The organism is Bradyrhizobium sp. USDA 4354 (genome assembly GCF_054060315.1).
This window is the reverse complement of the sequence record NZ_JBSSDC010000001.1, coordinates 2,226,547-2,245,634: the sequence shown is the minus strand read 5'-3', so window position 1 is coordinate 2,245,634 and position 19,088 is coordinate 2,226,547. Positions and strand designations below refer to the sequence as shown.

Here is a 19,088-nt window from a genome sequence, read left to right as displayed (position 1 = left end):
ACAAACAACTGCGTAAAAGTTATGTTGTAATTACATTTTGTAATGACCCTGCATGATACCTCCGCTCAATCCGCTGCACGCCTTCGACGTGGCGGCGCGACATCTGAGCTTCACGCGCGCGGCGCGGGAACTTCGCGTCACCCAGCCGGCCGTAAGCCGCCAAGTCACGATCCTCGAAGCCTTTCTCGGCGTACGGCTCTTCGAAAGGGACAAGACAGGACTGCGGCTGACCTCGGAGGGTGACGAGTTCCACCGCCAGATCGCGCCGGCGTTCCGGATCATCGCCCAGGCCACCACGGGCCTCACCGCGACCGGAAAGGCCCAGCCGCTGAAGATCAGGGTCTACACGACCTTTGCCGCGAAATGGCTGATCCCGCGGCTGCCGTCGTTCTATGTCAGCTACCCCAATATCCGGCTGGACATCAGCAACGTGGTGGCGCCGGTGGATTTCGAGAACGACAGGGTCGACCTCGCCGTCCAGTTCGGTTCGGGCGAATGGCCCGGCGCCGAGACCGAATTGCTGTTCCGGGACGTCATCCAGCCGGTCTGCAGCCCGAAGCTCCTGAAACGGGCGCGGCTTGCCGAGCTCGACGACCTCCGCAAGATCCAGCTGCTCCACTCCCATTACCGCCGCTCGGACTGGCCGGACTGGCTCATGGCAGTGAAACGGCCGGACCTGCTGACCGATCGCAGCGTGAGTTTCCAGAGCTCGGTGCTGACCTATCAGGCGGCCGCCGAAGGCGTCGGCGTCGCCATGGGCCAGCTCTTCCTGCTCCGGAACGAGATCGAGGGCGGGACGCTCGTCCCGCTATTCAACGCGCCGCTGGAACGCGCCTCCGCTCATTACCTGGCCTGGCCGAAGAGCCGACCGATGACCCGCAAGGCGCGCAGCTTCGTGGTCTGGCTGAAGGCCCAGATCGCCCACGACGTGAATCGCGGACGGGCCTGATCCAAGCTCGGGCCGGGCGCCCCGCCCAACTTTAAGACACCCGCGCCGCGTTCCTTAACCCGTTATTTACCGTAACAGGAAAAAGTCGGTTTTCGAGGCAGACGACCCGCGCCAAATTCGATTGTCTTTGCAACCGGCACGCGTGGGGAGGCTGGAGGCGCCGGGTGGGGCGCCGGAGTCGGAACCGGACAGAGTCATGAATTCGCGCGTATCGTGGAGTGTTGACGGCATCGATCCCTCCGTCCGGGAGCGGGCCGAAGCTGCTGCGCGCAGAGCCGGCATGTCGCTCAACGACTGGCTGAACTCCACGCTCGGCGAGACGACCCCGCCGAACTTTCGCGGACCCTACGACCAGCGTCCGCAACACATGCCGAGCCAAGGACCAAGTCAGGAGAGCCGCGAAGTCGCCGACATCCACCAGCGGCTCGACGCGATCACCCAGCAGATCGAGCGGATCTCCAAGCCCGCCCCGCGCCAAGACTCCTCAAGACCGGACGTCTCGCGCGAGCAGGGCGTCGCGCGCCAGCTCAATGACGCGATCTCGCGGCTCGATGCGCGCCTGTCGCAAATCTCCCGCCCGCAGCGACAACCGCAGCAGCCGCAGGCGCCACGCCCCGCCCCGGCCGACACGCGCCAGCGCCAGGCCGACGCCGTCGAGCGCGCGGCCGCGCAGGTCTATCGCAGCTCACCGCCCCTGAGCCCGGCTTCGTTCGACGTCGCGGTCGCCGAGATCACCGCGCGCCAGAGCGAGCTCGACGGCTTTTCGCCGAGGCAGATGCCGCCGCGTGCCGCGCCGTCGCTTGCACCCAATGCGGCTCCTTACGCGCCGCCGATGGCGCCGCCCGCACCGGCCTACGCGCCACCGCCGCCCCCGCAGCCGGGGCCGGATTTTTCTTCGCTCGAACGCCATCTGCTCAAGATCACGAGCCAGATCGAGTCGCTGCAGCGCCCTGATAATACCGAGCAGGCGATCGCCGCCTTCCGCAGCGAGCTTGGCGAAATCCGTGCCGCCATCACCGAGGCGATGCCGCGGCGCGCGATCGAATCGATCGAGAACGAGATCCGCTCGCTGCACCGTCGCATCGACGAGACCCGCTCCAACGGCACCGACGGCCAGGTCCTCGCAGGCATCGAGCACGCGCTGTCCGACATCAAGCAGGTGCTGCGCACGCTGACACCGGCCGAGCAGCTCACCGGTTATGACGAGGCGATCCGCAATCTCGGCGCCAAGCTCGATCTGATCCTGCGCGCCAATGACGATCCCTCGACCGTGCAGCAGCTCGAAGGCGCGATCTCCGCGCTGCGCGCCATCGTCTCCAACGTCGCGTCCAACGAGGCGCTCGCGCGTCTGTCCGAAGACGTGCAGCTGCTGTCGTCCAAGGTCGACCAGATCACCCGCGCCTCCGGCCATGGCGACAGCTTCGCGGTGCTGGAGCAGCGCATCGCGGCGCTCACCGCCGCGCTCGAAACCCGCGAGCGGCCTCAGCCATCCGAGAGCACGGAGCGCTTGGAAGCCGCGATCCGCGCGCTGTCGGACCGTTTCGACCGCATGCAGGTCGGCAACGATTCCGCCTCGACCTTCGCCCATCTCGAACAGCGCGTCTCGTATCTCTTGGAGCGGATCGAAGCCGCCTCCGACCCGCGCAACGGCAATTTGAGCCGCGTCGAGGACGGGCTGCACGACATCCTGAGGCACCTGGAGCGGCAGCAGGCGACCTATGCCGCGCTGGCCGAGAGTCGCAACTCCGCGCCGCCGCCCGATTCCGGCATGGTCGATCTCGTCAAGCGCGAGCTCTCCGACATCCGCTTCAGCCAGGCCGAGACCAATCGGCACACCCAGGACTCGCTCGAGGCCGTCCACAGCGCGCTCGGCCACGTCGTCGACCGCCTCTCCATGATCGAGGGCGATCTGCGCGCGGTGCGCACCGCGCCGCCGGCCCCCGCTCCGCAGCCGATGCCAATGGCGGCGCCGATGGAGCCGGCGCCGATGGCGCGCGAGCCGCGCCCGCAGCCACCGAAATACGATCCGAAGCCTGAGCTGCCCAATCCCGCTGCCGCGCAAGCCGCGCAGGCCGCCTTCGTCGCCGCGCCGCGCGAATTCCACGCTGCCGCTCCCGCCGCGCCGCCGCCGGTGCCGGCTGCACCACAAGCCGCACCACCCTTGCCGCCGCGTGCGATCAGCGAAATCCTGGAGCCGCACACTGCGCGGGCCGCGCTCGCGCCGGAATTGCCACCGGACCATCCGCTCGAGCCGGGCACACGGCCGGGCGGACGCGTCGCCACGCCGTCGGAGCGTATTGCCGCCTCCGAGAGTGCGATCAGCGAAATTCCCGCGGCTCCGAAGGAGCCGGTGTCGTCGTCGAGCTTCATCGCGGCCGCACGCCGTGCAGCCCAGGCCGCCGCCGCGCAGCCGCCCGAGAAAGCCGGCCGCGGTGCCAAGACGGCGGCGAGCCGCGGCAAGGACAAGGGCCAGGAAGGTGGTTCGACCATCACCTCGAAGATCCGCTCGCTGCTGGTCGGCGCGAGCGTGGTCGTGATCGTGCTCGGTACCTTCAAGATGGCGATGAATCTGCTCGAAGGCGGCAGCGCACCGCCGGCGCCGCAGGCCATGCAAAATATTCCGGGCGAGCCGGCACCACAGGCCGCGCCACCGCCGGTCGAGACCAAGCCGGCCGCGCCCGAGCAGATCACGCCGTCGATGACCTCGCCGACGCCGATCGGACGGCAATCCCAGAACAATGCCGCGCCGGCGCCCACCCCGAATTCCGGTAGTTCGGCCTCGGTTGAAATCCCGCAGGCGCCTGCCGCGGCAGTACCGCCGCCGGCTGCGAGCAGCGACGTCACCGGCGCACTGTCGGGCACGAGCCGCGCCAAGCTCGGCCTCGTCCAGGTCCCGCCGAGCGAGAGACTGCCTGACGGCATCGGCGGCCCAGCCTTGCGCACCGCCGCGATGAAGGGCGATGCCACCGCGGCCTACGAGATCGGCCTGCGGTTTGCGGAAGGAAAGGGCGTCGCCACGAATTACGACGAAGCGGCGAAGTGGTACGACCGCGCGGCGCAAGCCGGCGTCGTCCCTGCGACCTTCCGCCTCGGCACGCTCTACGAAAAGGGCCTTGGCGTGAAGAAGGACGCCGACATCGCCCGCCGCTACTACACGCAGGCTGCCGAACGCGGCAACGCCAAGGCAATGCACAATCTCGCGGTGCTCGACGCCGACGGCGGCGGCCGCGGCGCCAATTACAAGAGCGCGGCGCAATGGTTCCGCAAGGCCGCCGACCGCGGCGTTGCCGACAGCCAGTTCAACCTCGGCATCCTCTATGCCCGCGGCATCGGGGTCGAGCAGAACCTCGCCGAATCCTACAAATGGTTCAGCCTGGCGGCCGCGCAGGGCGATGCGGATGCGGCCGGCAAGCGCGACGACGTCGCCAAGCGCCTCGACCCGCAATCGCTCGCCGCCGCCAAGCTCGCGATCCAGACGTTCAGCGCCGAGCCGCAGCCCGACGATGCCGTCAACGTCGCGACCCCGAACGGCGGCTGGGACAGCGCGCCGCAGGCAAACGCAAAGCCGGCGCCGAAGCAAGTCGCCACCAAGCGCTCGGCCTCGGCGGCGCATTGAGCCGCATAGTATTAGATCGAACCAAGCTAGCCACGGACTCGGTGCACCTCTCCCCGCGTGCGGGAGAGGTCGGCGTAGGCGGCCTCTGGCCGCCGTTTTGCAAGACGCCGATGCTTCCGCATCGGCTATGGCGCCGGATGAGGGTTTTCTCCTCTGGGGGAGTCTCACTGCGGAGACACCCTCTCCCCAACCCTCCCCCGCAAGCGGGGGAGGGAGCGCACCTCCGTTGTGGCGACGATCTCGGATATCACCACGCTCTCATCCGTTCACCACGCGCAAAGATCCCCGTCCCGCCTGCAGGCGAATTCCGCTATTGAGGGACTCGGCAATCGTTCCGACCGTCCGGTGAGCATTCCGCGATGATCGAACCGTCTCGCCGGAGCGTGGTCCCTCAATGCAGCTCTATCTCCCGATCGCCGATCTTCCGGTCAACGTCTTCCTGGTGCTGGCGATGGGCGCGGCCGTCGGCTTCGTCTCGGGCATGTTCGGCATCGGCGGCGGCTTCCTGATGACGCCGCTCCTGATCTTCATCGGCATCACGCCGGCGGTGGCGGTCGCCTCCGTCGCGAGCCACATCGCGGCCTCGTCCTTTTCCGGCGCCCTATCCTACTGGCGACGGCGTGCGATCGATCCGGCGCTGGCGAGCGTGCTGCTCTGCGGCGGCGTGACCGGGACGACGCTCGGCGTGTGGACCTTCACGCAGCTGCGCGCGCTCGGCCAGCTCGACCTGATGATCGCACTCTCCTACGTCGTGCTGCTCACCACCGTCGGCAGCCTGATGTTCTCCGAAGGCCTGCGCGCGTTGATGCGGACCCGGCGCGGCGCGCTGCCGCCGCGACGCACCCACAACTGGATCCACGGCCTGCCGCTGAAGATGCGGTTCAAGCGCTCGAAAATCTATCTCTCGGTGATTCCGATCGTGGTCGTCGGCATCGTGATCGGCTTCATCGGCGCCATCATGGGCATCGGAGGCGGCTTCATCCTGGTGCCGATCATGATCTATCTCTTGAGGGTGCCGACCTCGACGGTGATCGGGACCTCGATGGTGTTGACGCTGGTCACGATGCTGTTCGCGACCATGCTGCACGCCGTGACCAATCACCTCGTCGACGCAGTGCTGGCGCTGATCCTGATGGTCGGCGGCGTCACCGGCGCGCAGTTCGGCGCTCGCGCCGGCCAGAAGATCCGCGGCGAGCAGCTGCGGTTGCTGCTGGGCCTCTTGATCCTCTCGGTCGGCGTCCGCTTCGCGATCGAGCTGGTGATCCAACCTGCGGATCTCTTCACCATCCGCGAGCTCGGAGTGAGCGGATGACGCGCACGCTTCTCGCCATCGTTCTCGTCCTGCTGCTCGGCGGCGCTGCGCGGGCCGAGCGGCTGATCGTGTCGGTCTCCAACCACCGCGTCACGGTGACGCCGAACTATTCCGGCGAGGAGCTGGTGCTGTTCGGCTCGGTGGAGAAGGACGCGACGACGCCGGCCGACCGTACGGCGTACGATCTCGTGGTCACCGTGATGGGCCCGCGCGCCGACATGGTGACGCGGCGCAAGGAGCGCACCTTCGGCATCTGGATCAACACCGACTACCGGCAGTTCCTGCAAGTGCCGAGCTACCTCGCGCTGTTCGCCAACCGTCCCTTCGATGCGATCACCTCGCCCGAAATCGCACGGCGGCAGCAGATCGGGCTCAACAACGTGCTGCTGACGCAGCGGGTCGGCGGCGATTACGCGGACGTGGTGCCAAACGATGCGTTCCGCTCGGCTTTCATCCGCTTGCGCACCCAGCGCGGACTTTATCGCGAGGATGGAAGCGCGGTGACGTTCCTGACGCCGACGCTGTTCCGCACCGGCATTCCGCTGCCGGCGGAGGTGCCGATCGGGACCTATGAGGTCGAGATCAAGCTGTTCGCGAACGGTGCCTTCATCGGCAAGACCGAGACCGCGTTCGAGATCGTCAAGGTCGGCTTCGAGCAGTTCGTCGCGACGACGGCGCGGCAGAACGGGCTGATCTACGGCCTCGCCACCGCGGCAATGGCGCTGATGACGGGATGGATGGCCTCGATTGTCTTCAGGAAAGACTAGGCCGTGCACCCGTAAAAGGAATGTCGGCTCTGAGGGCCGAGCGGAAATCTTATCGGCCAGCGCATTACTGCTGTGACCCGGAGCGGTCATTTCGGAGTCACCTGCCGGCGCATGGGTTTGCGTCTCGCGCAAAATTTTTCCGGAACCTTTTCCATTCCGAACCATCCGATGGGAGCACGGCAATCACCGACAAAGCCGCCCGGCGCGCACGGCGGCCGTTTGGACGGGATGATGCTGGTGCCGCAATGCCTCACGAAACCCTGTAAGGAGGTACCCATGGCAAGGGCTCGTTCGACTTCCATCAGCAGACGAAGCGTGGTCGCAGGCATGGCGCTGACAGCTGCCCCCGTGGCTTTGGCCGGAGCCAATCAGGCGCATGCGCAGGCCCAGCAAACCCCTCCGGGTCAAAGTCTGTATGAACGACTTGGCGGCGTTTTCGCCATTGCAGCGGTCGTGGATCACTTCAGCGACGCTGTCGTAAAGAACCCGATCGTCGGCCAGAAGTCCAAAAATCCGCAGTTGAGGGAATGGCACACCAAGAATCTGAAACGCTTGCCTGGCCTCAAGTTCATGCGAACACTTTGGGTTTGTGACGTTTCGCGCGGGCCGTTCCAGTTCAAGGCCACCAGGCCGGGGACGACGCCCCTTGGTCTTGAGGAGGCGCACCGGACCTTGCGGATCTCCCCGGCGGAATTCGACGAGGTCGCAGCTGAACTCGGACGGACACTTGACTTCGCCAAGGTCCCGAAGCGCGAGAAGACCGAAGTACTGGCTGCGTTCGCCAGCCACAAAGATGAGGTCACCGCCGGTTACGTATCGAGAGCCAAGCGCGGTTGAAGCATCCCGTGGTGCCGAACGACGAATTGTGACCTGCATGAATCTGTCTTGACCCACAGCATCTAACTGCGGAAGAGCAGAGCATGTCCGCTCTGCCCGCCGTCCAACGACGATACCTCGATGGAGTCTGCTGTTGGCCCCTGGCTGATGACGGGGTGGATGGCATCGATCGTGTTCAGGTAAGACTAGCCGCGTACTCCGTCATTGCGAGCGCAGCGAAGCAATCCAGAATCTTTCCGCGGTGACAGACTGGATTGCTTCGCTGCGCTCGCAATGACGCGGGGCCTCTACCTCGCCTACAACTTCGGCTTCGCCGGCCGCGTCACCAGATAGATGCCGAGCGCGACCGGAATGATGCCGAGCAGGTCGCGGGCCTCGACAGGCTCGCCGAGCACCAGGAACGCGAACAGCATGCCGAGCGGCGGCATCAGGAAATGATAGCTGCTTGCCGCCGTCGCCCCGCACACCTTCAAGAGATGAAACCAGAGCCAATAGGCGAGGATCGAGCCGCCGAGCACGAGGAAGGCGAAGGCGCCGATCAGGCTCGGCGTATAGTCGATCGCGCGGACATCGGCGAAGGTGAGCGCGACCGGCGCGAGCACGATGCCGGCAGCCAGGTTCTGCACGCCATTGCCGATCCACAAGGACCCCTTCGGCGCCAGCAGCTTGAACAGGATGGTGCCGGCAACGATCGAGGCCAGCGAGGCCAGCGTGAAGACGATGCCGTGCAGCGAATCGGTGCCGACCGACAGGCGATGCCAGACGATCGCCGTCACGCCGATGACGCCGAGCAGGAGGCCGCTCGCCTTGCGCCAGGTCATGCCCTCGCCGAGCAGAAGCGCGGCGAGTGCCGCCGTGAACACCGGATTGGCCGAGACGATCAGGCCGCCGAGGCCCGCGGAGACGGATTGCAGGCCGGTGTAGCCGAGGCCGAGATAGAGCGCGTTGTTGGCGATGCCGAGCAATGCGAAAATGGCGGCGTCACGCCAGGACAATGACCAGCCCTCGCCGCGGATCAGCGTCGCGCCAAGGATCAAAATGCCGGCGAGCGAGAAACGCGCGGCGAGCAGGATCAGCGGCGGGCAATGGGTGACGCCGATCTTGCCGGCGACGAAGGCGTAACTCCAGAGCAGACAGAACAGGCCGATGGCAAACGGCAGCGTATTGAAGCGGCTGCGGGGCGCGGGAAGCGAGGTGGCGAGGGACATGAGGGCATTCTCGGATGCTTTTTCTCTGGCCCTCGATCTAGGGACGCGGCTTGTCATTTGGAAATTAAATGATTAACTGCGCATCAGTTGATTTTCGAATGGAGGCGGCGATGCTCGATCTCGAGCTGCTGCGCAGCTTCGTCTCGGTGGTCGAGGCCGGCGGCTTCACCCGTGCCGGTGCGCGCGTTCACCGCACGCAGTCGACCGTGAGCCAGCAGATCAAGCGGCTGGAGGAGGATGTCGGCCAGGTGCTGCTGCACCGCGACGGCAAGGACGTGCGCCCGACCGAGGCCGGCGAGCGGCTGCTGTCCTATGCGCGGCGGCTATTGTCGCTTGCGGAAGAAGCGCGCGACGTTTTGCGCCAGCCGGGCGGCGAAGGCGCGATCCGGCTCGGCATCCCCGAGGATTTTGCGGCCTATCGGCTGGCGAAATTGCTGGGCGCGTTCTCGCGCTCGCATCCTGGCCTGCGCCTCGACGTGCGCGCCGACCAGAGCAAGCACCTCGCTCGCGATCTCGAACGCGGCGAGCTCGATCTAGCGCTCTACAAGCGCGAGGCCGGCGCGAAGGACGCGATCGCGGTGTGGCCGGAGCGGGTGCACTGGGTCACCAGCAAGAGCCATCCGGTCGACGTCAACGTGTCATCGGTGCCGCTGATCGGCTTTCCGCTCGGCTGCATCTATCGCGCCGGCGCCATCCACGCACTGGAAAGCGCGGGTCGTGCCTGGCACACCGCCTACACGTCATCGAGTCTTGCCGGCATCCAGGCCGCGGTCGCCGCCGGCATGGGGCTGAGCATCCTGTCGGAGATGGCGATCCAGTCCGACCACCGCGTGCTGACGGCAAAGGACGGCTTTGCGCCGATCAACAAGACCGAGGTCGCGTTGATGGCTTCGCCGGATGCGAGCCCGGCAACGCTGCGGCTTGCGGATCGTCTCGCGGAGTTTTGCGATGCGGTGCAGAGCAAGGCGGCTTGAATTCGCTGGACGTCAGGGCGCTCACTTGACCGCGGACATCAGCTTGTCGCCGCACGCATTTGCGTAGAACTTGCCGCCGCATTGGCGCTTGATCGCAGCGCAGCGGGCTGCGGGCGACGCATTCTGCGGGACCGTGAAGCCGCAGCTGAGGCCGTCGGCGCTGCGACCGGATTTGCCGGCGGCAAACGCCGCGGTGGTGGCGCCGATGCAGACGACGAGCAGGGCCGCAGTGGCGATTTCGATCAGCAGTCGCGTCAGCGATCGAGTCGGCAGTCTCATGGGGCGTCTCCACACTGATGGCTGAATCTTCGCTAATGTAGCACCGAATCCCGGGTTTCTCCGTGCTCGTCCGGGTTCCCAACTCGGCCCGTTCCTTGCATAAATTTGCGCCAGCGCAGTGCACGACCGCACCGGCGACAGTTCCGGTGCAAGGGCAGGACGCGTAGGATTGGTAAGAGTTCTTTCGACGTAGGAAGTGACGGCTTTGCAGGATTCATCGTTCCAACCCAGTTTTCCGGCCCCCGGGCAGCCCATCGACGAACTCGCGCTGGCTGAGATCAAGGGCGCAATCCTGGCAAAGCTGCGCCTTGCCATTGGCAAGGACGCGGGCATGGCGACCAAGCACGACTGGTATCAGGCCGCGGCGCTCGCGCTGCGCGACCGCATCGTGCATCGCTGGCTCACGGCCGAGAAGCACAGCTACGATGCGGGGCGCAAGCGGGTCTACTACCTCTCGCTCGAATTCCTGATCGGCCGCCTCTTCACCGACGCGCTCAACAACATGGGCCTGCTAGAGATCTTCGAGGTCGCGCTCGGCGATCTCGGCGTCTCGCTGCCGGAGCTGCGCAAATGCGAGCCGGACGCGGCGCTCGGCAATGGCGGTCTCGGCCGGCTCGCCGCCTGCTTCATGGAGAGCATGGCAACGTTGTCGATCCCCGCGATCGGCTACGGCATCCGCTACGATTACGGCCTGTTCCGCCAGATCATCAATCAAGGCTGGCAGCAGGAATATCCCGATGAATGGCTGAGCTTCGGCAACCCCTGGGAATTGCAGCGGCCCGAGGTGATCTACGACGTCAATTTCGGCGGCGGCGTCGAGCATGTCGACGACAAGGGCCGCGACCGCGCGATCTGGCATCCGGGCGAGACCGTGCAGGCGATCGCCTATGACACACCGATCGTCGGCTGGCGCGGCCAGCACGTCAATGCACTGCGGCTGTGGTCGGCGCGCTCGACCGATCCGCTCAAGCTCGATGCCTTCAACAAGGGCGACTATGTCAGCGCCAGCGCCGAGCAGGCGCGCGCGGAGGCTATCTGCAAATTCCTCTACCCGAACGACGAAAGCCCGGCGGGCCGGGAGTTGCGGCTGCGCCAGGAATATTTCTTCGTCTCCGCCTCGCTCCAGGACCTGGTGAAGCGGCATCTCGCCTCCGACGGCCAGCTGCGCAGCCTCGCCGGCAAGGTCGCGGTGCAGCTCAACGACACCCATCCGAGCCTTGCCGTCACCGAGCTGATGCGCATCCTCGTCGACCTCCACAATTTCCGCTGGGACGAGGCCTGGAAGATCACGGTCGCCACCCTCTCCTACACCAACCACACGCTGCTGCCGGAGGCGCTGGAGACCTGGCCGGTCGAGCTGTTCGAGCGGCTGTTGCCACGGCATCTGGAGATCATCTACCGCATCAACGTGCAGCATCTGGCGCTCGCCGAAGCGCGCTGCCCGGGCGACATCGATTTCCGCGCCTCGGTCTCGCTGATCGACGAGAAGAGCGGCCGCCGCGTCCGCATGGGCCAGCTCGCCTTCGTCGGCTCGCACCGCATCAACGGCGTCTCGGCGATGCATTCCGACCTGATGCGCGAGACCGTGTTCCACGATCTCAACCATCTCTATCCCGGCCGCATCACCAACAAGACCAACGGCATCACCTTCCGCCGCTGGCTGATGCTGGCAAACCCGAAGCTGACCGACCTGTTGCGCGAGACCTGCGGCGAGGCCGTGCTCGACGATCCCACCCAGCTCAGCCTGATCGAGGCGCGCGCCAGCGACGTCGAATTCCAGAAGAAATTCCGCAGCGTCAAGCACCACAACAAGACACAGCTCGCCCGCCTGATCGGCGAGCGGCTCGGCATCAAGGTCGACCCGAGCGCACTGTTCGACGTGCAGATCAAGCGCATCCACGAGTACAAGCGCCAGCTGCTCAACGTCATCGAGACGGTCGCGCTGTACCAGGCGATCAAGGACGACCCCAACGGCAATTGGGTGCCGCGGGTGAAGATCTTCGCCGGCAAGGCGGCGGCGAGCTACCGCTACGCCAAGCTGATCATCAAGCTGATCAACGACGTCGCGGAGGTCGTCAACAACGATGCCGCGATCGGCGGCAAGCTCAAGGTCGTCTTCCTGCCCGACTACAATGTCAGCCTCGCCGAGGTGATCATTCCCGCCGCCGATTTGTCTGAGCAGATCTCCACCGCGGGCATGGAAGCCTCCGGCACCGGCAACATGAAGCTGGCCCTGAACGGCGCCATCACCATCGGCACGCTCGACGGCGCCAACATCGAGATCCGCGACCATGTCGGCAGCGAGAACATCGCGATCTTCGGGATGGAAGCCGGCGACGTCATGATCCGGCGCAAGCAGGGGCTGGATGCCTCCGACGTGATCCGCAACTCGCCGAAGCTGCAGCGCGCCATCAACGCGGTCGGCGCCGGCGAGTTCTCGCCCGGCGATCCCGGCCGCTTCGAATCCATCGCGCATGCGCTGCGCTATCTCGACCACTACATGGTCAGCGCCGATTTCGCTTCCTATTACGAGGCGCAGCGCGCGGTCGATGCGCGCTGGCAGGTGACGCCGGCCTGGACGCGCGCCTCCATCCTCAATGTCGCGCGCATGGCGTGGTTCTCCTCGGACCGCACCATCCGCGAATATGCCGAGGAGATCTGGAACGTGCCGGTCAATCCGACCACGCCGCTGCTGCCGAACCTGCGCGACGTCGCGGGCTGATTTTCCGCGGAGTGGAATCGGCGTTACTCGGCAGGTAATTGCGCAAGCCGGCGGCGGACGTGATATGACGTCCGTCATTGAAAGCCGGAAAAAACAATGCACGCAAAACTCCCGCACCCGTTCGACGACGCCACGCGCATCACCGCCGGTGACAGCAGCTGGCAGGGGCACACCAGCGACGATTACTGGGCCTTTGTCGGCCCGTTCGGCGGCGCTACCGCTGCGACCATCTTGCGCGCGCTGATCGACCATCCCGAACGCGCCGGCGATCCGCTGGCAATGACCGTCAATTATTGCGCCCCGATCGCCAAGGGGCCGTTCGATCTCGACGTGCGCCTGGTGAAGGCCAATCGCTCCAGCCAGCACTGGAGCATCGAGCTCAGCCAAGGCGGCGGCGAGGTCGCAACGCTCGCCACCGCCGTGTTCGCCGAACGCCGGCCGTCCTGGGAGCACAGGGTGGCGCAGTGCCCGGACGCCAAGCCGTTCGAGCAGACGCTGCCGTTCCCCAAGATCGCGGCGTCCTGGGCCAACCAGTACGAATTCCGCTTCGTCGAGGGCGAGATGCGGATCGGCCCGCCGCAGGCCGAGCCCGCCAGCACCTATTCCAAGATCTGGATCAGCGACCGCACGCCGCGCCAGCTCGACATGCTGTCGCTGATGTCGATGTCGGACGCCTTCTTCGGCCGCATCTTCCACGCCCGGCGCGAGCTGGTGCCGTTCGGCACGGTGTCGCTGACGACCTATTTCCACACGACGAGTGAAGAGCTCGCGACTGAAGACATCACGCGCGTGCTGGCGACGGCCGATTCGAAGATCATGCACAAGAGCTACGGCGACCAGAACGGCGAGCTATGGTCGCCGAACGGACGGCTGCTCGCGACCACGACGCAGATCGCGTATTTCAAGGCGTAGGTGCTTCCACGTACTCGTCATTGCGAGCGCAGCGAAGCAATCCAGACTGTCTCCGCGGAGGAATTTCTGGATTGCTTCGCTACGCTCGCAATGACGATGGAGAGATTGCGCACACAACAAAAAGGGCGGCCTTTCGGCCGCCCCTTCGCAACTCAAACAATGCGACCTTACTCCGCCGCGAGCTTCACGTCCGGCGCGGCGGCACGCACCTCGGCATCCACCTGGGCCTCGAACTTGGCAAAGTTCTTCTGGAACATGCCGACCAGCGCGCGGGCGGTCTTGTCGAACTCGTCCTTGTCCTTCCAGGTGTTGACCGGGTTCAGGATCTCGGCCGGCACGCCCGGCAGCGCGGTCGGGACGGCGAAGCCGAAATACTTGTCGGTGCGGAATTCGACATTGCGAAGCGAGCCGTCGAGCGCGGCGGTGAGCAGCGCGCGCGTCACCTTGATCGGCATGCGGCTGCCTGTGCCGTACTTGCCACCGGTCCACCCCGTGTTGACGAGCCAGCAATCGACATTGTGCTGGGCGATGAGGTCGCGCAGCATGTTGCCGTAGACGGAGGGGTCGAGCGGCAGGAAGGGCGAGCCGAAGCAGGTCGAGAATTCCGGCTGCGGCTCGTTGCCGAGACCGCGCTCGGTGCCAGCGACCTTGGCGGTGTAGCCGGAGAGGAAATGATACATCGCCTGCGCCGGCGAGAGCTTTGCGATCGGCGGCAGCACGCCGAAGGCGTCGGCAGCGAGCATCACCACGTTCTTCGGCTGCGGCGCGCGGCCGGTACGCGAGGCGTTCGGGATGAAGTCGAGCGGGTAGGCCGAGCGCGTGTTCTCGGTCTTGGAGCCGTCGTCGAAATCGACCACGCGGGTATCCTCGTCGAGCACGCAGTTCTCCAGCACCGCACCGAAGCGCGTCGATGCCGCGTAGATCTCCGGCTCGGCCTCCTTCGACAGCTTGATGCACTTGGCATAGCAGCCGCCCTCGAAATTGAAGACGCCGTTCGGGCCCCAGCCGTGCTCGTCGTCGCCGATCAGCGTGCGGTTCGGATCGGCCGACAGCGTGGTCTTGCCGGTGCCCGACAGCCCGAAGAAGATCGCGGTGTCGCCGCCTGCGCCGACATTGGCCGAGCAGTGCATCGGCATCACGCCGCGCTCGGGCAGATAATAGTTCAGCGTGGTGAAGACCGACTTCTTCATCTCGCCGGCATAATAAGACCCGCCGATCAGGACGATCTTGCGGGCGAAATCGATCGCGACGACGTTCTCCGAGCGCACGCCGTGGCGTTTAGGATCGGCGCGGAAGCTCGGCATGTCGATGATGGTGAGCTCCGGCACGAAGGTCGACAGCTCGATCGCCTCGGGGCGGATCAACAGCGTGCGGATGAACAGCGAGTGCCAGGCCAGCTCGGTGAAGACGCGCGTCTTGATCCGGTAGGCCGGATCGGCGCCGCCATAGAGGTCCTGCGCGAACAAGCTCTTGCCTTCGGCGTGCTTGAGGAAGTCCTGGTAGAGCGTCTCGAACTGCTCGGAGGTGATCGACTGGTTGCCGGCCCACCACATCTTCTTATCGGTGGTGGCGTCACGCACCGTGAACTTGTCCTTCGGGCTGCGCCCGGTGAACTCGCCCGTGTCGGCGCAGAGCGCGCCGTCAGCGGAGAGCACCGCCTCACCCGCCGAGAGCGAGTATTGATAGAGTTGTGGCGCACCGAGGTTCCAGTGAACCTGCTTGAGATTCTTTAAGCCGAATTTGTCGGCGCCGAAGGCACCGTTGCGCACGCCCGTCTCTTGCACGAAAAAATCCTCCTAGAACCCGCGACACTCAGCGCGACCAAGTTTGGCGCCATCGCGGTCACCGTGATTATGGGCCGTTCGGCCTCGGCTGAACGACGTAATACTGATGAACGCTGGCGTTGCCAAGCTGATCCCGCAGGATTTGGTTTATTCAAGGACCGCGCCAAACGTCGCGCATGTCAGCTCTGAGCAGGCGCTTCAAGAAAAGTGCGAATGATCGCGCAACCAAACGCGCGTTTGCGCGTTGCATCCAGTTATTGCGACGCACAATCCATGCAGCAGCTTCCTATCGTACCTCGCCCTCGCCGATCAGCGCGAACGGTCCCCACATCGCGGGATAAGCGTTGCGTGGTGACGAGGCGTCGTCGAGATAGGTCAGCATCGCGCGGCGCAAAGCTTCGGCACGACCGATCTTCGGCTCGTTCTTGAGCAGCTCGAACGTCGATGTGGTCAGGCGGGTGGCAGCTTCGGAATCCACGGCCCAATGCGACACCAGCAGCGCGCGGGCACCTGCGTAGAAGAACGAGCGCGCCAGTCCCGACAGCGCCTCGGCGCCGGGCTTGTCGCCGGCGATGGTGTTGCAGGCGGACAGGATCACCCAATCGGCGTTGAGCTTGAGTTGAGCCACTTCGCTCGCGGTCAGAAGACCGTCGTCGAGCTCCGATGGCTGGTCGGGAATGGAGAGCGCAAGCGAGGGTTCACCCAGTCCCTTGACGTCGCCGGCAACGAGACCGTGGGTGGCAAAGTAGATGATGCCGTATTGGGCAAGCGCTGCACGCTTGAGCGTCGTTTCGCTGGCGTCGCGTCCGAGATGGATATCGGCCTCCGCGGCGCCGACGTCCCTTGCCACCGCGTTCAATTCATCGGCAGTATCGGGCAGTTGCGGCAACGCCAGGGCCAGCCGCGCGCGATCGACGCCTGCGCCGCGCCAGAAGTCGGCATAGGCGATCGTCGCGATGCTGCGTGCGGCGACCTTGCCGCTCGCGGCGCGCCGGTTGGCAGGTCCTTCGGCTGCAGGGTTGAACACGGGATCGCCGAAGCCGGTCATCGGCTTGACACCTTGATCCCTGCGGGCAAAGGCGCGCAGCGATTTCAGGCTGATCACCGACGGCAGCACCGAGACGGCCTGCCGCCGCAGCAGCCAGGCGGCGTCGCGATAGCCCTCGAGCCGGTCCGGAATCGCAGCCTGCGGCTTCTCCGTGACCAGCAGATGAAACGGCAATGCGGTCAGCGCCGCAGACGGTACGACCAGCAGGTTGCGCTTGTCCTTGGTCGACGCCTCGACCGGGCCGAGCAGCGCGACATAGAGCTCGCTCGCAAGCGCAAGATCGAACAGGCCTGATTTGCCGGAGGCATCGCGCGCCTTGCCGACGTCCAATCCCTTACGGAAAGCGGCCACCTTCTGCGCCAGCGCATCCGCTCCGAGCGGGATCTCCTTCCAGTCGACGCCCTCGCGCGTGATCGCGACGACATAGCTTTGCTTGTCGACGACGGAATAGATCACCATCGCCTCGTCGGCCGCGAGCAGCGGCTGGATGTCCTTCACCGTCAGCGGCAGCGGGTTGGAGAGCGAGGAATAGTCGGGAAACTCGACCGCGAGCGTCTTCTGCAATCCGTTGCGCGCGCTCGCGATCGCCGCGATCCGCGCGCGGCTGCGCTGCTCGGCCACAACATCGCGCTGGGCGGGTTGCTTCGACACCGCAGCGATGATCACCTTGTCGAGCGCTTCGGACTCGGCCGCGAGATCCTGATCCTTGCGCACCAGCTCGGCGAGCCGGTCGCTGCCGGCGGCGAGCCGCACCGCGAGCTTGTTCACGGCAGAAGCGGCCGAAGATTGCGTGCCGCGCTGGATCGCAGCGAGCGCGTCATCGAGTGCGTTGTCGCTCGCGAGCAGCGATTGCTGCCGCGCAGCGAACAGGATCGGCAGCACGACACGCAGCTGCGCACGATTGGCGGCGAGCGTCTTCTGCGCGAACGGCAAAGCGTCCGCAGTCCGTCCCGTCGCCTGGAGGAAATGGGCGAGATTGCTCGTCGACGTCGCGACGTCAGGATGATCCGGTCCGAGTGCATGCTCACGGATCGACAGAGCGCGGCGATAAAGCGGCTCGGCCTCGGCATAGCGCTGCTGGTGCTGATAGAGCCCGGCGAGATTGTTGAGCGAGCGCGCGACATCGGGGTGGTCCGGCCCCAGCACCTTTTCACGGATCGCGAGCGAGCGCTTGATCGGCGCTTCGGCATCGGCATCGCGATTGAGGTCGCGATCGACCTGACCGATGTTGTTCAGGACGGTCGCAACCGCGGGATGCTCGGGCCCGGCGGCTTTCTGATAGATCGCGAGCGCCCGCTGAAACAGCGGCTCCGCATCGGCAAAGCGCTCCTGCTTCACATAGAGCGTGGCGAGATTGTTCAGGGCCCGGCCGACATCGGGATGCTCGCGCGACAGGCTCCTTTCGCTGACCGCGAGCGCGCGCTTGAACAGCGGCTCGGCTTCAGTGAAGCGGCCCTGCCGCTGATACAGCGCGGCGAGATTGGTCAGCTCCGGCGCGATCAAGGGGGTGTCGAGGCCGAGCGACTTTTCCAACAGGGCGATGGCCTGCTTGTAGATCGGCTCGGCCAGATCGTCGCGGCCCTGGCCGGCATAGACCTGGCCGAGATTGTTGAGCGCGGCGGATAGTTCGCGACCGTCATTGCCCTTCTCAAGGCTCGTAACCATCGCCTGCGCGAGCGGAAGCGCTTCGGCATATTTGCCGGCGCTCATGAGCGCATTAATCCGTGCGCCCTGTGCGGCGGGACTGACCTTCTGGGCGAGCGCAGGCGGAGCAAATGACGTGGCAATCGCGAGTGCCAGACCCGCGGCCAATGCCAAACGACGATGCGTCATGAACCCTCTCGCTGCCAACCGGACCGGATACGATCTGGGTCGCAGCGACGGGCGGCGGCGTTCAAGGCGTTGCGCCCTGGTCCACCTTCATGCGCGCTTCGCCAGCGAGGCGGACCAGCATCTTGCGCAAGCCCGTGGCATCCGTCACCCGCTCCGGGAAGTCCAGCCGCAGTGTGGTTTGGCCGTCCTGCATGTCGAGGCCTTCAGGGTCACAGCCGGTGCAGCGCCAGTCGCCCGCGGCGCCGCCGAGGAGCTTTGTTGCATAGAGGTTCATGGCATCGCGATGGTCGGCGTTCATGTGCTCGACGGCGCCCACTTCCGCGGCCAGCAGGTCCTCGGCACCGGTGAGGTCCGTCAGGAATTGCCCAGGCTTGAGATCGACGATCCGGCCGAAACCCGCGACCAGATGAGTTCCCGTGGGCCGGATCCGGAAGAACGAGAAATCCTTAAAGGAAACAAAGCCCTCTGCTGACGGATGGGCACTGAGATACCGTCGCTGGAGCAGATCCTTGTCCGCAGCGGCCTCGTCCGCCCGGCCTGACAGCATGATCCGGGCGCCTTCCAGGGGATCGCCGGCTACGCGCTCGTCCAGCATCAGCGAGACCCGGCTGTCCGCAAGGATGTTCCTTGTGTGCACGGCAAGGCGCGAGATCAGAAGGATCGGCGAGCCATCGGGGTGGCTGGCGAGATTGACCAGAGAACAATAGGGATCGCCGCTGCCGGTCATCAGCGTCGCCAAGGCCCCCTGCCGGGACCTTCGCAGCAGCGATTTGGCGAGCTTTCCGGGGTCGAAATCGGGGGTCGGTTGCATCGGCTTTCTCGGGTCAGGTGGTTGCATGGGGGGCCT

General features: G+C 65.6%; 13 protein-coding genes. 8 read left to right on the top strand and 5 right to left on the bottom strand.

Annotated elements, in window-relative coordinates:
• The first annotated feature begins 52 nt into the window (after window positions 1–52).
• From gcvA to ACVIIV_RS10450, 5 genes are all read left to right on the top strand, one after another.
• Window positions 53–949, top strand: coding sequence for a transcriptional regulator GcvA (gcvA, locus tag ACVIIV_RS10470; protein WP_456744119.1), 897 nt, complete (start codon window positions 53–55; stop codon window positions 947–949).
• 196 nt (window positions 950–1,145) lie between these two features.
• Window positions 1,146–4,565, top strand: a complete 3,420-nt coding sequence (locus ACVIIV_RS10465) for a hypothetical protein (protein WP_456744118.1) — start codon at window positions 1,146–1,148, stop codon at window positions 4,563–4,565.
• 394 nt (window positions 4,566–4,959) lie between these two features.
• Window positions 4,960–5,877 (top strand): sulfite exporter TauE/SafE family protein, encoded by a 918-nt coding sequence (locus ACVIIV_RS10460; protein WP_456744117.1) that lies wholly within the window; start codon window positions 4,960–4,962, stop codon window positions 5,875–5,877.
• Window positions 5,874–6,644: a TIGR02186 family protein gene (locus tag ACVIIV_RS10455; RefSeq protein WP_456744116.1), complete on the top strand. Its 771-nt coding sequence runs from the start codon at window positions 5,874–5,876 to the stop codon at window positions 6,642–6,644. Before ACVIIV_RS10460 ends, ACVIIV_RS10455 begins: the two co-directional genes overlap by 4 nt.
• A gap of 111 nt (window positions 6,645–6,755) precedes the next feature.
• Window positions 6,756–7,481 carry a globin domain-containing protein gene (locus ACVIIV_RS10450; RefSeq protein WP_456744115.1) on the top strand — a complete coding sequence of 242 codons (726 nt, stop codon included), beginning with the start codon at window positions 6,756–6,758 and terminating at the stop codon, window positions 7,479–7,481.
• Window positions 7,482–7,777: 296 nt separating this feature from the next.
• Here ACVIIV_RS10450 and ACVIIV_RS10445 read toward each other — a convergent pair whose 3' ends face one another.
• A complete protein-coding gene (locus ACVIIV_RS10445; RefSeq protein ID WP_456744114.1) occupies window positions 7,778–8,689 on the bottom strand; it encodes a DMT family transporter in 912 nt (303 codons plus the stop codon).
• A 110-nt stretch (window positions 8,690–8,799) separates the two neighbouring features.
• On the opposite strand from ACVIIV_RS10445, the gene ACVIIV_RS10440 reads away from it, so the two are divergent.
• A complete protein-coding gene (locus ACVIIV_RS10440; protein ID WP_456744113.1) occupies window positions 8,800–9,663 on the top strand; it encodes a LysR family transcriptional regulator in 864 nt (287 codons plus the stop codon).
• Between the two features lie 21 nt (window positions 9,664–9,684).
• On the opposite strand, the gene ACVIIV_RS10435 is transcribed toward ACVIIV_RS10440, so the two are convergent.
• On the bottom strand, window positions 9,685–9,942 hold the full coding sequence (locus ACVIIV_RS10435) for a hypothetical protein (protein ID WP_456744112.1): 258 nt from the start codon (window positions 9,940–9,942) through the stop codon (window positions 9,685–9,687).
• A 205-nt stretch (window positions 9,943–10,147) separates the two neighbouring features.
• On the opposite strand from ACVIIV_RS10435, the gene ACVIIV_RS10430 reads away from it, so the two are divergent.
• Both ACVIIV_RS10430 and ACVIIV_RS10425 read left to right on the top strand, forming a co-directional pair.
• Window positions 10,148–12,664 carry a glycogen/starch/alpha-glucan phosphorylase gene (locus ACVIIV_RS10430; RefSeq protein ID WP_456744111.1) on the top strand — a complete coding sequence of 839 codons (2,517 nt, stop codon included), beginning with the start codon at window positions 10,148–10,150 and terminating at the stop codon, window positions 12,662–12,664.
• A gap of 96 nt (window positions 12,665–12,760) precedes the next feature.
• The gene (locus tag ACVIIV_RS10425) at window positions 12,761–13,576 is read left to right on the top strand and encodes an acyl-CoA thioesterase (RefSeq protein ID WP_456744110.1); all 816 of its coding nucleotides are present in this window, start codon (window positions 12,761–12,763) and stop codon (window positions 13,574–13,576) included.
• Window positions 13,577–13,743: 167 nt separating this feature from the next.
• Here ACVIIV_RS10425 and ACVIIV_RS10420 read toward each other — a convergent pair whose 3' ends face one another.
• The 3 genes from ACVIIV_RS10420 to ACVIIV_RS10410 all read right to left on the bottom strand — a co-directional run bounded on the left by ACVIIV_RS10420 (window position 13,744) and on the right by ACVIIV_RS10410 (window position 19,052).
• On the bottom strand, window positions 13,744–15,360 hold the full coding sequence (locus tag ACVIIV_RS10420) for a phosphoenolpyruvate carboxykinase (RefSeq protein ID WP_456744109.1): 1,617 nt from the start codon (window positions 15,358–15,360) through the stop codon (window positions 13,744–13,746).
• 286 nt (window positions 15,361–15,646) lie between these two features.
• Window positions 15,647–18,241: a CHAT domain-containing tetratricopeptide repeat protein gene (locus ACVIIV_RS10415; protein WP_456744108.1), complete on the bottom strand. Its 2,595-nt coding sequence runs from the start codon at window positions 18,239–18,241 to the stop codon at window positions 15,647–15,649.
• 61 nt (window positions 18,242–18,302) lie between these two features.
• A complete protein-coding gene (locus ACVIIV_RS10410; RefSeq protein ID WP_456744107.1) occupies window positions 18,303–19,052 on the bottom strand; it encodes a HugZ family pyridoxamine 5'-phosphate oxidase in 750 nt (249 codons plus the stop codon).
• Between the last annotated feature and the right edge of the window lie 36 nt (window positions 19,053–19,088).